The sequence below is a fragment of the Pseudoduganella lutea genome (genome assembly GCF_004209755.1).
GTDB classification, from domain to species: domain Bacteria; phylum Pseudomonadota; class Gammaproteobacteria; order Burkholderiales; family Burkholderiaceae_D; genus Rugamonas; species Rugamonas lutea.
The window spans coordinates 4416527-4430041 of the sequence record NZ_CP035913.1 but is presented as its reverse complement, the minus strand read 5'-3'; the positions used below and the strand labels follow the sequence as shown (position 1 = coordinate 4430041).

Sequence of the window (13515 nt, the reverse complement as noted above, 5' to 3'; positions counted from 1 at the left end):
ATCACCGCGCCGTCACTCCCGATTGACTACATAAAGATTTACCATGTCCGACAAACCAAAAAAGGCCGACAGCAAGGCCCCCAGCAAGAGTAATAGTAAATACGCGGTCAACATGACCGAAACCCCGTTCCCGATGCGCGGCGACCTGGCCAAGCGCGAGCCGAACTGGGTGAAGCAATGGCAGGACAAGAAGGTCTACCAGCGCATCCGCAAGGCCGCCAAGGGCCGGCCCATGTTCGTGCTGCACGACGGTCCACCGTATGCGAACGGCGATATCCACCTGGGCCACGCCGTCAACAAGATCCTCAAGGACATGGTCGTCAAGTCGCGCACGATGGCGGGCTTCGACGCGCCTTATGTACCGGGCTGGGATTGCCACGGCATGCCGATCGAGATCCAGATCGAAAAACAGTACGGCAAGAACCTGCCGACCGCCGAGGTATTGACCAAGGCGCGCGCCTACGCGCTGGAGCAGATCGACCGCCAGCGCGCCGGCTTCATCCGCCTGGGCGTGCTGGGCGAGTGGGACAACCCCTACCTCACCATGGCCTACGGTAACGAGGCCGACGAACTGCGCGCACTCGGCAAGCTGCTGGAAAAGGGCTATGTCTACCGCGGCCTGAAGCCGGTGAACTGGTGCTTCGACTGCGGCTCGGCGCTGGCCGAGGCGGAGGTGGAATACCAGGACAAGCGCGACCCGGCCATCGACGTGGGTTTCCCGTTCGCCGAGCACGAGAAGATCGCCGCCGCATTCGGCCTGCCGGCGCTGCCCACGCAGACGGGTTTCATCAATATCTGGACCACCACGCCATGGACGATTCCGTCGAACCAGGCGCTGAACGTGCACCCCGAAGTGACGTACGCCCTCGTTGAAACGTCGCGCGAGGTCGATGGCGAACCGTCGCCGCTGCTGCTGATCCTCGCCCAGGACCTGGTCGAAGCGGCCCTGCAGCGCTACAAGCTCGAAGGCAAGGTCATCGCGACCACCACGGGCGCGCAGCTGGAAAACATCCGTTTCAAGCACCCGCTGCATACGCGCGACGGGTTCTACGACCGCTATTCGCCGGTGTACCTGGCCGACTACGTGACCACCGATTCCGGCACCGGCATCGTGCACTCCGCGCCGGCCTACGGCCTGGAAGACTTCGTGTCGTGCCGCCAGCACGGCATGAAGGATGACGAAATCCTGACCCCGGTGATGGGCGACGGCAAATACGTGTCCACCCTGCCGCTGTTCGGCGGCATGACGATCTGGGAAGCATCGAAGCCGATCTGCGACGCGCTGCGCGAAGCGGGCGCGCTGTTCGAGCTGAAGATGTTCGACCACAGCTACATGCACTGCTGGCGCCACAAGACGCCGATCGTCTACCGTGCCACGTCGCAGTGGTTCGCCGGCATGGACGTGCAGCCGATCGACGGCGGCTCCACGCTGCGCGAAACGGCGCTCGAAGGCATCGCCGAGACACAGTTCTTCCCCGACTGGGGCAAGGCGCGCCTGCACGGCATGATCGCCAACCGGCCGGACTGGACCCTGTCGCGCCAGCGCCAGTGGGGCGTGCCGATGGCCTTCTTCGTGCACAAGGAAACGGGCGAGCTGCACCCGCGCACCGCCGAACTGCTGGAACAGGTGGCGCAGCGCATCGAAAAAGGCGGTATCGACGCCTGGCTCGCGCTCGACCCGCAGGAACTGCTCGGTGACGATGCGGCAAACTACGTGAAGAACAAGGACACGCTGGACGTGTGGTTCGATTCGGGCATCACGCACCAGACCGTGCTGCGCGGCTCGCACGCCGCACAGTCGCACTTCCCGGCCGACCTGTACCTGGAAGGCTCGGACCAGCACCGCGGCTGGTTCCACTCGTCGCTCCTCACGTCGTCGATGCTGAACGGCCGCCCGCCCTACAAGGCGCTGCTGACGCACGGCTTCACCGTCGATGGCGAAGGCAAGAAAATGTCGAAGTCGCTGGGCAATACGCTGGCGCCGCAAAAGATCTCGGACACGCTGGGCGCCGACATCCTGCGCCTGTGGGTCGCTTCGACCGACTACACGGGTGAGCTGTCGATCTCCGACGAGATCCTCAAGCGCGTGACGGAATCGTACCGCCGCCTGCGCAACACGCTGCGCTTCCTGCTGGCCAACACGTCGGACTTCGATCCGAAGGCGAACGCCGTGCCGGTGGCCGAACTGCTGGAAACCGACCGCTATGCGCTGGCCAACCTGGCCGCGCTGCAGCAGGCCGTCGAGAAGCACTACGAGCAATACGAATTCCACCCGGTCGTGTCGAAGCTGCAGAACTACTGCTCCGAGGACCTGGGCGGCTTCTACCTCGATATCCTGAAGGACCGCCTGTACACGACGGCCGTCGATTCCCGGGCGCGCCGCTCGGCGCAGACCGCGCTGTGGCACATCACGCAAAGCCTGCTGCGCATGCTGGCACCGGTGCTGCCGTTCACCGTGGAGGAAGCATGGGCCGTGTTCGCCGCGGGTGAGCAATTCGCCGCGTCCGACGAAACCATCTACACGCAGACGTTCTGGCAGCTGCCGGCGATTGCCGATGCCGAAGCGCTGCTGGCGAAGTATGCAACGATCCTGGCCGTGCGCGCCGACGTAACGAAGCAGCTGGAAGACCTGCGCTCGTCCGGCGCGATCGGTTCGTCGCTGCAGGCCGAGCTGGAGATCAAGGCCGCCGGCGACAAGTACGCCGCCTTGGCCAGCCTGGACGACGACCTGAAGTTCGTGTTCATCACATCGTTGGCGCAAGCCGTCGAAGTGGCGAACGATGCCGACGAAGCGATTGCCGTGGCCGCATCGAAGGCGGAAAAATGCGAACGCTGCTGGCACTACCGCGCCGACGTGGGCGCCCATGCCGAGCATCCCACGCTGTGCGGCCGCTGCCATAGCAACCTGTTCGGCGCCGGCGAACAGCGGCGCTTCGCATAACGCAAAGCCGGCAGCGGACACGAATGCCGTTCAGTTCGCGGCATTCGCTGTCATTCGCGTCGCCAGCGTCTGGTGTCGGACACCGGCCTTTTGGTGTCGGACACCGGTTTTCGGCGAAGACATGTTCAAACGCTGGCATGCACGATAGCGACCGGTTTTTTTGAAACATTTCATTAAAACCGGTGTCTGTCACCGGTTTTTCTGCAATATTCCTGGCGGACCCACGGACCCGACAACAACAATGGCAAAATCCAAGAAAACCTTCTCCAGCAAACCTGCCGGTGGCAGCATGGCACCGTGGCTCGGCATTGCCGCCATCATCATCCTGGTCGACCAGCTGACCAAGATCACGATCGAAAAACTGTTCACGTATGGCGAGGAGCTTTACGTCACCAGCTTCTTCAACCTGGTGCTGGCCTATAACAAGGGCGCCGCGTTCAGCTTCCTGTCCAACCAGGGCGGCTGGCAGCGCTACTTCTTTACCACGATCGGCATCGGCGCCGCCCTGTTCATCGTCTACCTGCTGCGCAAGCACGCGGCGCAAAAGCTGTTCTGCTGGTCGATGTCGCTGATCCTGGGCGGCGCGGTCGGCAACGTGATCGACCGCATGGTGCATGGCCACGTGATCGACTTCCTCGATTTCCACTGGCGCGGCATCGGCCACTTCCCGGCATTCAACGTGGCCGACACGGCGATCTGCATCGGCGCCGGGCTGCTCATCCTCGATGAACTGCGGCGCGTGAACAAATGATGCAAGCCCATCAAGCCCATCGGAACGGGGGAACGGCATGGAACTGACCGGCAAGAAGATCGTCCTCGGCCTGTCCGGCGGCGTGGCCTGCTACAAGGCGGCGGAACTGTGCCGTTCACTCACGAAGGAAGGCGCCTCCGTGCAGGTGGTGATGACGGATGCCGCCACCCACTTCATCACGGCGGTGACGATGCAGGCCCTGTCCGGCAAGCCCGTCTACACGGACCAGTGGGACCCGCGCGTCGACAACAACATGGCGCACATCGACGTCACGCGCAACGCGGATGCGATCGTGATCGCGCCCTGCTCGGCGGACTTCATCCGCAAGCTGGCCCATGGCGCCTGCGACGACCTGCTGTCGACGATGTGCCTGGCCCGCCCGCGCCACGTGCCGCTGCTGGTAGCCCCGGCGATGAACGTGGAAATGTGGACGAATCCCGCCACCCAGCGCAATGCCGCACAGCTGGGCGAGGATGGCATCCGCATTCTCGGCCCGGCCGCAGGCGAACAGGCGTGCGGCGAAGTCGGCATGGGCCGCATGCTCGAACCGCAGCAGCTGCTCGACGAGATCGTGGCAGCCTTCCAGCCGAAGGTCATGGCCGGCAAGCGCATCCTGATCACGGCCGGCCCGACGTTCGAGGCCATCGATCCCGTGCGCGGCATCACCAACCTCTCCTCCGGGAAGATGGGCTACGCGGTCGCCCGCGCCGCCCGCGAAGCCGGTGCCGACGTCACGCTGATCTCCGGCCCCACCGCGCTGCCGACGCCGCACGGCGTGGCCCGCATCGACGTGCAGAGCGCCCAGCAGATGATGGATGCCGTGAACCGCCACATCGATGGCCAGCACGTGTTCATCGCCGTGGCCGCGGTGGCGGACTGGCGCGTGGTCAATCCCAGCACGCAGAAGGTCAAGAAGACCGAAGGCGGTGCGGGGGGAGCTAAAGGTCCAGACCTGCAGTTCGAGCAGAATCCCGACATACTTGCCACCATTGCCGCGCGTACCACGCTGGCTGGCTATCCTTACTGCGTGGGCTTCGCGGCCGAATCGGAAAACCTGCTCGAATACGGCTCGGCCAAGCGCGAACGCAAGGGCATTCCCCTCCTGGTGGGCAATATCGGCCACCACACGTTCGGGCAGGACGACAACACGATCGTGCTGTTCGACGAGCATGGCCACACGATCCTGCCGCAAGCACCCAAGCTCACGCTGGCACGCCAGCTGATTTCCGAAATCTCGAAACGCATCAGCAAGCACTCGCTGTTCCAATAACATGAAAACCATCGACGTCAAAATCCTCGACCCGCGCATGCACGACCTGATGCCGGCCTACGCCACGCCCGGCAGCGCCGGCCTCGACCTGCGCGCCTGCCTCGATACCGCGCTGACGATCGAGCCTGGCCAGACCGTGCTGGTGCCCACGGGCCTGGCGATCCACATCGGTGATCCAGGCTATGCGGCAATGATCCTGCCCCGCAGCGGCATGGGTCACAAGAACGGCATTGTTCTGGGGAATCTGGTAGGCTTGATCGATTCCGATTACCAGGGTCAGTTGATGGTGTCGACGTGGAACCGCGGCCAGAACGCTTTCACGCTGCAACCGATGGAGCGCCTGGCCCAGTTGATCATCGTGCCCGTGCTGCAGGTGGGGTTCAACGTGGTGGAGGAATTCGGTGCCAGCGAACGGGGCGAAGGTGGCTTCGGCAGCACCGGCAAGCACTAAGGCTTCAAGCACCAAGGCTCCAGGCATTGAGGCTCCAAGACTGAGGCTCCAGGAACAATACAGGAAGGAACCATGGCAGGAACCGCGGTACACGTCACTTTGCACATTGCTTCGCGCATCAATCCCATCACCCGTCGCGCATCGGTCCTGAGCGCGGTCGCAGCGGCCATGCTGCTGTCCGCCTGCTCCACAGTGCCCCTTTCCCAGCCCTCCCCGCCGGTCGTCGATACGTCGCAACCGGCCGCGGAAGCGCCGCTGGTCACGCCGCGCATGCAGGCGGCGCGGGCCGCGCTAGACACGATGGTCACCCAGCAGGACAGGCTGTACCGCGTGGCCGCGCCGCTGCTGATCAATAACGTCGACCTGTGCCGCACCGCCGCGCGCGGCCTGCTGGGCTTTACGGCAAAGAACAAGTGGTCGTATCCGGGCGAATATGCGGATGCCGCGGCGGCCGTGCTGGGCTATGACGACACGCTGCGTGTCTCCGGCGTGCTGCCGGGCAGTGGCGCCGCGCGCGCCGGCTTGCGCAAAGGCGACCTGCTGGTTGCCGCCGACGGCCGCGCGCTGCCCACCGGCGCGGGTGCGGAAACCGCGGCCGCCAGCGTGTTCGCCCCCCTCGTTTCCGGCCGTACCCAGCTGTCGATGACGGTCGGCCGCAATGGCCAGACCCAGGTGCTGAAAGTGCCTGTCACGCGTGCCTGCGCAATGCGGGTCGACCTGGGCAATGCCGACAACGTCAATTCCTATGCCGATGGCGGCCGCATCGCCGTCACGCGCGGCATGATCAACTTCGCCGGCGGCGACGAAGCGATCGCCTACGTGCTGGCCAAGGACATCGCCCATAACGTGCTCGGTCATGCGGCGCTGTCGCGCAACACGGCCGCCGTGGCGGCCATCATCGACAACGTCACGCGCGTGCAGCCCGACCAGACGCAACTTGCCGGCAGCGGCAACGTGAAGCCGTTCGCCGCCAACCTGGAAACGGCGGCCGATACGCTGGCGCTGTACATGCTGGTGCGCGGCGGCTATGGCGTGGAGCGCTACAAGGCGTTCTGGCAGCGGCTGGCGGCGCAGTATCCGGCTTCGGTACCGAACGGCTACATGGCGGTCCATCCGAACCTGGCGCCACGCCTGGCCGCGATCGACAAGGTGGTGGCCGACATCAAGGCCAAGCAGGCCTCGAAGAAGCCGCTGGTACCGTGATGCTGCGTGCCACCCTCTTCGTCCTGTGCACGGTGCCCGCGCTGGCCCATGCGGTAACGTGGACGAAGGCCGGCAGCACGAAGGACAGCCGCGTGTACATCGACAAGGCATCGATCAAGAAGGGTGGATCGAAAGGCGGCGACAGTGCTCGCCGTGCCTGGACGCTCGAATCGTTCGGCAAGCCGCAGACGGCGCCGGACGGCAAGCAGTACCTGTCCGTGAAGGCGCTCCACCTGTACGACTGCGACGAGCGCAGCGTGACGCTGCAATCGCAGACGTTCTTCCCCGAAGCCATGGCAAAGGGCGAAGCCGTCGGCACCTACAAGTTCGAAGCCTTCGATGCCGAGAAAGTGGAAGCGGGTACCCGCTATGCAACGGCGATGACCGCCGTGTGCGGGCGGGTACGGGCAGCGAAACCGGCGCCGTAGTATAGTCCAGCAATGGACAGCATCGATCTCGAAGTACTCAAGACCAGCGCCGCGTGGATCGCGGCCGGGCACCGCTGCGAACTCGTTACCGTGATCCGCACCTGGGGCTCGAGCCCGCGCCCGGTCGGCGCCACCCTTGCCATCTGCGACGATGGCCGCGTCGTCGGTTCCGTCTCCGGCGGCTGCATCGAGGACGACCTGATCGACCGCGTGCGGCGTGAAGGCATCACCCGCGTGCTCCCCGAAATCGTCAGCTACGGCATCACGGCCGACGAAGCGCACCGCTTCGGGCTGCCCTGCGGCGGCACCATCGAACTGGCGCTCGAACCGCTGTCCGAACACAGCCGGATCGCCGAACTCCTGGAACGCCTGGAACAGCACCAGCTGGTGGAACGCCGGCTCGACCTGCGCACCGGCACTGTGCGCCTCGAGCGCGCCGTTGCCGGCAACGTGCTGGTGCATACGGACGACGAACTGGTCACCCAGCATGGCCCGCGCTGGCGGCTGCTGATCATCGGCGCCGGGCAACTGTCGCGCTTTGTCGCGCAGATCGCCATCGCCATGGACTATTACGTCACCGTCTGCGATCCGCGCGAGGAATACCGCGCCGGCTGGATGCTCCCGGAAGTGCGGCTGGTGCATGCGATGCCCGACGACCTGGTGATCGAGATGAAACTGGACCGGCGCAGCGCCGTGATCGCGCTGACGCACGACCCCAAGCTGGACGACCTGGCGCTGATGGAAGCGCTGAAATCCGAAGCGTTCTACGTGGGTGCGATCGGCTCGCGTGCCAATAACGCAAAGCGGCGCGAACGGCTGCTGCAGTTCGACCTCGATGAAGCGCAACTGGCCCGGCTGCACGGGCCGATCGGGCTGTACATCGGCAGCAAGACGCCCTCCGAGATCGCCATCTCGATCCTGGCCGAAATGACGGCCGTGAAAAACGGCGTGCCTTCGGCGCTCCAGGTCAACCATGCCGCCGCCCTCGAAGCGCCGGGCAGCAACGTTTGCGCCGTCGAATTCGACAGCAAGATGAAGATGGCGTAGTCCGGGCTGCGGCGGCGACAATGACGCCATGAATGAGCGCGTGTCCACCACACGGCCACGCGCAGAACAATATCGATCAGTCACATGTCCACCGCCAACCTGTTCCGCCTGGTCCTGCTTGCCGCCATCTGGGGCGCCTCGTACCTGTTCATGCGCATTGCCGCGCCCGTCCTCGGCCCGGCCGTGCTCATCGAATACCGCGTCGTGTTCGCAGCGCTGTTCCTGGCGGTAATCGCACTGCTGACGAAGAAGCCGCTGCACTGGAAACGGCACTGGAAGCACTACGTCATCCTCGGCTTCTTCAATTCCGCGCTGCCGTTCCTGCTGTTCGCCTGGTCGGCGCGCACCTTGTCGGCCTCCGTGCTGGCCGTGCTGAACGCCACGGCGCCCATGTGGGGTGCGCTGATCGGCGCCGTGTGGCAGCGCCAGATGGTGAGTCCGCGTGTATTGGTGGGCATTGCCCTCGGTACCGCCGGCGTGGCCCTGCTGGTCGGCTTCGACCATGTGAGTTCGCGCGATGGCGCGGGCCTGGCGATCGCCGCGGCGCTGTTTGCATCGTTCAATTACGGCATCGCCAGCACCTATGCCAAGGCGGCGCCGGCCGTGGAACCGTTCGCGAACGCGCACGGCAGCATGTGGACAGCCGCGCTGATGGTACTGCCTTCCCTGCTGTTCTTCCCCGCGCCTGGCGAACCCACCACCGGTATCATGGCGGCCGCCATCGCACTGGGGGTGCTGTGCAGCGGCGTTGCCTATCTGCTGTACTACGGACTGATCCGCGATGTCGGCGCGACGTCGGCGTTGACCGTCACCTTCATCAGTCCGCTGTTCGGCATCTTGTGGGGTGCACTGTTCCTGCACGAGGTGGTCGGCTGGTACACGGTGGCCGGCGCTGCCATCGTCATTGCCGGCACCGTGCTCGTCACCGGCTACCGGCCCGGCTTTGGCGGCAAGGCCAACCTGGCATGACACAGCAGCGCATGACATGGCAACGCAAGCTCCCGCTGCCGGCCGGCTACCGCCTGCGCGACGTGCTGGCCTTCCACCGCCGCGATGCGGAAAGCACGGCCGAACAGGTGGGGGCCGACATGCTGCGCAAAGGCGTGATGCTCGAAGGCGTGCCGGTCGTGCTGGCCGTGGACTTTGCGCCCACCGAGGCGACCTGCACCGCCGACATTGACGGCTCGGCAACGCCGGCGCTGGAACGGCGCATCGACGAGGCATTCAGCAGCATCCTCGGCCTGCGCATCGACCCTGGGCCATTTTGCGCGTTCGCGGCCGACGATCCCCTGTTCGGCCCCATCGTGCGGCGCCAGCCAGGCTTGCGCATCGTGCAATCGGCCACCGTGTTCGAAGCGCTGACGTGGGCCATCATCGGCCAGCAGATCAACCTGCCGTTTGCGATCGCACTGCGGCGTACCTTCATCCAGCTGGCGGGCCGGCGGCACTCGTGCGGACTGTGGTGCTATCCGGAAGCGCCTGACGCTGCCGACCTGGCCGTCGACGACCTCACAAGCCGCAAGTTTTCGCGGGCAAAGGCGGAAACGCTGCTGCGCTTCGCCCACCTGGTGGCAAGCGGTGAACTCGACCTTGAACCGGGTGCGGACAATCCGGTCGAGACCATCGGGCAGCGGCTGCTGGACATCAAGGGGATCGGGCCGTGGACAGTCAACTATGGCCTGCTGCGCGGCTATGGCCATGCCGACTGTTCGCTGCATGGCGACGTGGCGATCCGCGCCGCGCTGCAGCGCCTGCTCGGTGAGGAGCAGCGGCCGGACATCGTCCGCACCGAGCAGATCTTGCAGCAATACCAACCGCACCGTACGATGGCCGCGGCTCACCTGTGGGCCAGCCTGGCCCCACCCGACGACAACGATACCGCTTGACCCTCACGCAACGTCAGGCTTCACGATGGCTTTACCGAAGAGGAGCTGACGATGCTGAAAATTGGACAACTGGCGAAACACGCGGGCTTGACGGTCCGCACCCTGCACCATTACGACGACATCGACCTGCTCCGCCCTTCGGTGCGCACCGATGCCGGCTACCGGCTCTATGACCGCGATGACGCGGCCCGCCTTCAGCAAATCCAGGCACTGCGTCAACTCGGCATGCCATTGGCCGACATCGGACATTTCCTGGCCCATTCCGGTACCTCCGCACTGGCAATCGTCGAGCGCCAACTGGCCGCGCTGCAAAGCCGGATCGACGAAGCGACACGCATGCACGCGCATTTGCTGGGTTTGCATGCGCGGCTGGCGCGCGGCGAACAACCGGAATTGGCCGATTGGCTGACGACACTGGAGCAGATGAAAATGTACGACAAATATTTTTCCAAGGAAGAGCTGGCAAACCTGCGCATCATCCACGATGAAGACTGCCGGGCCGAATGGGCGGCACTGGTTACGGAGGTCGGCAATATCATGGCGGCGAATGCATTACCGACCAGCCTGGAGGCGAAACAATTAGGGCTGCGCTGGCTGACGATGCTCGAACGCGATACAGGCGGCGATGCATCGCTGATTGCCCGCCTCGATTCGATGCACGTCAACGAGCCGGCAATCCAGGAAAGTTCCGGCATCACGCCGGCCATGCATGCCTATATCGCCGAGGTAATCAACGAAGTAAAACTGGATGCCTGGTCCAAATACTTGCTGCCTGCGGAACTGGAACGCATGCGCCGCCACCAGCGTTCACGCGGCAGGGAATGGTTTCCTTTATTCGAAGCAATCCGCGAGCAATTCCGCGCCGACCCGGAGGGCAATATGCCGGAATCGAAACGCGTTGCCCGGCACAAGTTCGAATTATTCCACGACATGGCTGGCGATAATCCGGAAACACTTGGGCGCTTCCGCGCGGCGGTGGAAAACGAGCCGGTGCTGCGCGTGGCGCGCGGATTGACGGACGATATGATTAGCTGGCTGCGCGCAGTCCATCAGCGGGCCTGAAGGGTACTCAAGGCGCTCGCCACGTCCGGATCATGCTGGAATCTGGCGCAATCAAACCAGATTCCAGCATGATTTACTTCGCACCGCGCCCGAAACGCCTGGGGCAACTTGAAATCTTCGGCTGCCGGGCTGCCGCCCCGCCGCCACTGTCTTCGTAGATACTCGGGTAAAACAGGCAATAAGTGCCGAATGCGGTTTTCACCTGATAAATCTTTTTCGGGTCATTGGGCGCGCTGAACAATTCAATGCGCGTTGCCTCATACCATTTCAGGGGAACCGCCAGCTTGGCTTCAGTAAATGCACGGGTCATGATTGCTTCCATCGAATCACGCGTCGGGCCATAGACATGGATTTCATTGACGGGCCGGGTTTCCCGATCGGCCTTCCCTGCCTGCCTGACCAGATTGTCGATATTCAGCCGCGCCGGCTCCCGGGATGGATCGGCGTTTTCGAAAGGGGCCGGATTCTCAAGGGATTCCGGTGTGACCGTCATTTCCGCAGTTTCCGTAGTTTCCGGCCGTATTACCACGGCAGGCCTGGACGCTGGTGCCGGTCGAGCGGTTGCGGGTACGGATGGGCGCGGTGGAGTTTTGGCCACCACGGGTTTGCGGGGCACGTCGATCAACACCAGGCGGGAATACTGTGGGACCGGTGACTGGTCCACGCGGGAATAATCTTGCACCAGAAGATAAAGCACGAACAGGTGCAGCCCTGCGACCAGGATAAAACCCGCCAGCGAATTTTCGCCGTGCGCTACTATCTTGATGCGAGCCGCCGATATTTACGAAATAGCAAGTATATCGGGGACGTAGAGGAAATACAGGCTGGGAAATAAAAAAACCGTCATCGCGAATGGCTCACGATGACGGTTTTTTCGGAATTCTGGTTGCGGGGACAGGATTTGAACCTGTGACCTTCGGGTTATGAGCCCGACGAGCTGCCAGACTGCTCCACCCCGCGTCTGATGAAATGAATTATACGTGCCTTCGCAGGTTTAGGCAATATTTATCCTCGTTTTCTGCATGATAGCCCGGCTATATACGTCAGCAGGCATGCCCAGACCGCGTGGCGCAGGTTCCGCGCACGCATGCAAACGGTGTAAAGTAGACACGACAACCGAAACCGAACTGTATGCAAATACTATGAAATATTGCTCCGAATGCGCCAACCCTGTCGAGCTGATGGTCCCGGCCGGCGACAACCGCCCCCGCTATGTCTGCACGCACTGCGCCACGGTCCATTACCAGAACCCCAAGATGGTGCTCGGCACGATTCCCGTATGGGAGCGCGATGGCGAAGTGCGCGTATTGCTGTGCAGGCGGGCGATCGAGCCGCGCTATGGCTACTGGACACTGCCGGCCGGCTTCATGGAAAACAATGAAACCACGGCCGACGCCGCCGAGCGCGAAACACAGGAGGAAGCGGGCGCCAACATCACGCTCGGCCCGCTGTTCGCGCTGCTGAACGTGAAGCACGTGCACCAGGTGCACATGTTCTACCTGGCCACGCTGCGCGACCTCGACTTCGCGCCCGGCGAAGAGAGCCTCGATGTGAAAATGTTCACCGAAAGCGAAATCCCGTGGGACGAACTGGCCTTCCCCACGATCCACACCACGCTGGAATGCTTCTTTGCCGACCGCGCCAGGATGCTGGAGGGCGGCAGCTATGGTTTCCATACGCAGGACATCACGCGCCCGATGCGCGGCGACTCATGATCCCCTGGCTCGGCGCCCACACCCCTTTTCCTGACGTTTCCGAAGCGCTCACCACCGAGGCGCCCGGTTTGCTGGCGGCCGGCGGCGACCTGTCGCCCGAGCGGCTGCTGGCGGCCTACCAGCGCGGCATTTTCCCGTGGTTTTCGGAAGGGCAGCCGATCCTGTGGTGGTCGACCGATCCGCGCATGGTGCTGCATACGGACGAGTTCAAGATTTCGGACAGCCTGGCGAAAACACTGAAGAAAGTGGACAAAAGCAGCCGCACGGACGGCCGCTGGCAGATACGCTTCGACAGCGCTTTCGAGGAAGTGATGCGCGCGTGCGCGGCGCCACGGCGCGACGGGCCCGGCACCTGGATTTCCGACGACATCATCCGTGGCTATACCGGCCTGCACGCGCTGGGCTTCGCCCATTCGTCCGAGGTATGGCTCGATGGCGAACTGGTGGGAGGTGCCTATGGCGTGTCGATCGGGCAAATGTTCTATGGCGAGTCGATGTTTGCCCGCGTGTCGGACGCCTCGAAAGTGGCGCTGGCCTACCTCGTGCATTTCCTGAAACTGCAGGGCGTGGCAATGATCGACTGCCAGCAGGAGACCGGCCACCTGGCCTCGCTGGGTGCCCGGCCCATCCCGCGCGCGGCCTTTCTCGATCACCTGAAACGGGCCATTGCGAAGCCCCGGATTCGCGACTGGCGGCCGATACCGCCCGTGGCATCCTCCAGATAAGATGCCCCACCGGCACCGGTGGGGCCGCGTACACAG

Annotated in this window: 13 protein-coding genes and 1 tRNA gene; 12 read left to right on the top strand and 2 right to left on the bottom strand. The window is 63.8% G+C overall.

All coding sequences use genetic code 11. The annotated features are described in order from the left end of the window. Positions 1–43 precede the first annotated feature (43 nt). The 10 genes from ileS to EWM63_RS18765 all read left to right on the top strand — a co-directional run bounded on the left by ileS (position 44) and on the right by EWM63_RS18765 (position 11039). Positions 44–2941 carry an isoleucine--tRNA ligase gene (gene ileS, locus EWM63_RS18810; RefSeq protein WP_130187903.1) on the top strand — a complete coding sequence of 966 codons (2898 nt, stop codon included), beginning with the start codon at positions 44–46 and terminating at the stop codon, positions 2939–2941. Between the two features lie 241 nt (positions 2942–3182). Continuing rightward, positions 3183–3692, top strand: a complete 510-nt coding sequence (gene lspA / locus EWM63_RS18805) for a signal peptidase II (RefSeq protein WP_130187902.1) — start codon at positions 3183–3185, stop codon at positions 3690–3692. 37 nt (positions 3693–3729) lie between these two features. Continuing rightward, positions 3730–4962 (top strand): bifunctional phosphopantothenoylcysteine decarboxylase/phosphopantothenate--cysteine ligase CoaBC, encoded by a 1233-nt coding sequence (gene coaBC / locus EWM63_RS18800; protein WP_130187901.1) that lies wholly within the window; start codon positions 3730–3732, stop codon positions 4960–4962. A gap of 1 nt (position 4963) precedes the next feature. Continuing rightward, positions 4964–5413, top strand: coding sequence for a dUTP diphosphatase (dut, locus tag EWM63_RS18795; protein ID WP_130187900.1), 450 nt, complete (start codon positions 4964–4966; stop codon positions 5411–5413). A gap of 72 nt (positions 5414–5485) precedes the next feature. Continuing rightward, complete coding sequence (locus tag EWM63_RS18790; RefSeq protein ID WP_130187899.1) at positions 5486–6616, top strand: M48 family metallopeptidase; 1131 nt, start codon at positions 5486–5488, stop codon at positions 6614–6616. Continuing rightward, positions 6616–7044, top strand: a complete 429-nt coding sequence (locus EWM63_RS18785) for a surface-adhesin E family protein (protein ID WP_130187898.1) — start codon at positions 6616–6618, stop codon at positions 7042–7044. Before EWM63_RS18790 ends, EWM63_RS18785 begins: the two co-directional genes overlap by 1 nt. A gap of 12 nt (positions 7045–7056) precedes the next feature. Continuing rightward, positions 7057–8091, top strand: coding sequence for an XdhC family protein (locus EWM63_RS18780; RefSeq protein WP_130187897.1), 1035 nt, complete (start codon positions 7057–7059; stop codon positions 8089–8091). Positions 8092–8175: 84 nt separating this feature from the next. Beyond that, on the top strand, positions 8176–9060 hold the full coding sequence (locus EWM63_RS18775; RefSeq protein WP_130187896.1) for a DMT family transporter: 885 nt from the start codon (positions 8176–8178) through the stop codon (positions 9058–9060). Next, positions 9057–9977, top strand: coding sequence for a DNA-3-methyladenine glycosylase family protein (locus EWM63_RS18770; protein WP_229487374.1), 921 nt, complete (start codon positions 9057–9059; stop codon positions 9975–9977). The genes EWM63_RS18775 and EWM63_RS18770 overlap by 4 nt, the downstream gene beginning before the upstream one ends. A gap of 51 nt (positions 9978–10028) precedes the next feature. Then, complete coding sequence (locus EWM63_RS18765; RefSeq protein ID WP_130187895.1) at positions 10029–11039, top strand: MerR family transcriptional regulator; 1011 nt, start codon at positions 10029–10031, stop codon at positions 11037–11039. A 73-nt stretch (positions 11040–11112) separates the two neighbouring features. Here the strand turns inward: EWM63_RS18765 and EWM63_RS18760 are convergent, their stop codons facing one another. Next, positions 11113–11532 carry a hypothetical protein gene (locus EWM63_RS18760; protein WP_130187894.1) on the bottom strand — a complete coding sequence of 140 codons (420 nt, stop codon included), beginning with the start codon at positions 11530–11532 and terminating at the stop codon, positions 11113–11115. A 390-nt stretch (positions 11533–11922) separates the two neighbouring features. Further along, positions 11923–11999: transfer RNA gene (locus EWM63_RS18755), tRNA-Met, on the bottom strand. Between the two features lie 182 nt (positions 12000–12181). Here EWM63_RS18755 and EWM63_RS18750 point away from each other — a divergent pair. Both EWM63_RS18750 and aat read left to right on the top strand, forming a co-directional pair. After that, on the top strand, positions 12182–12754 hold the full coding sequence (locus tag EWM63_RS18750) for an NUDIX hydrolase (protein WP_130187893.1): 573 nt from the start codon (positions 12182–12184) through the stop codon (positions 12752–12754). Next, positions 12751–13479, top strand: coding sequence for a leucyl/phenylalanyl-tRNA--protein transferase (gene aat / locus EWM63_RS18745; RefSeq protein ID WP_130187892.1), 729 nt, complete (start codon positions 12751–12753; stop codon positions 13477–13479). Before EWM63_RS18750 ends, aat begins: the two co-directional genes overlap by 4 nt. The last annotated feature ends 36 nt before the right edge of the window (positions 13480–13515 follow it).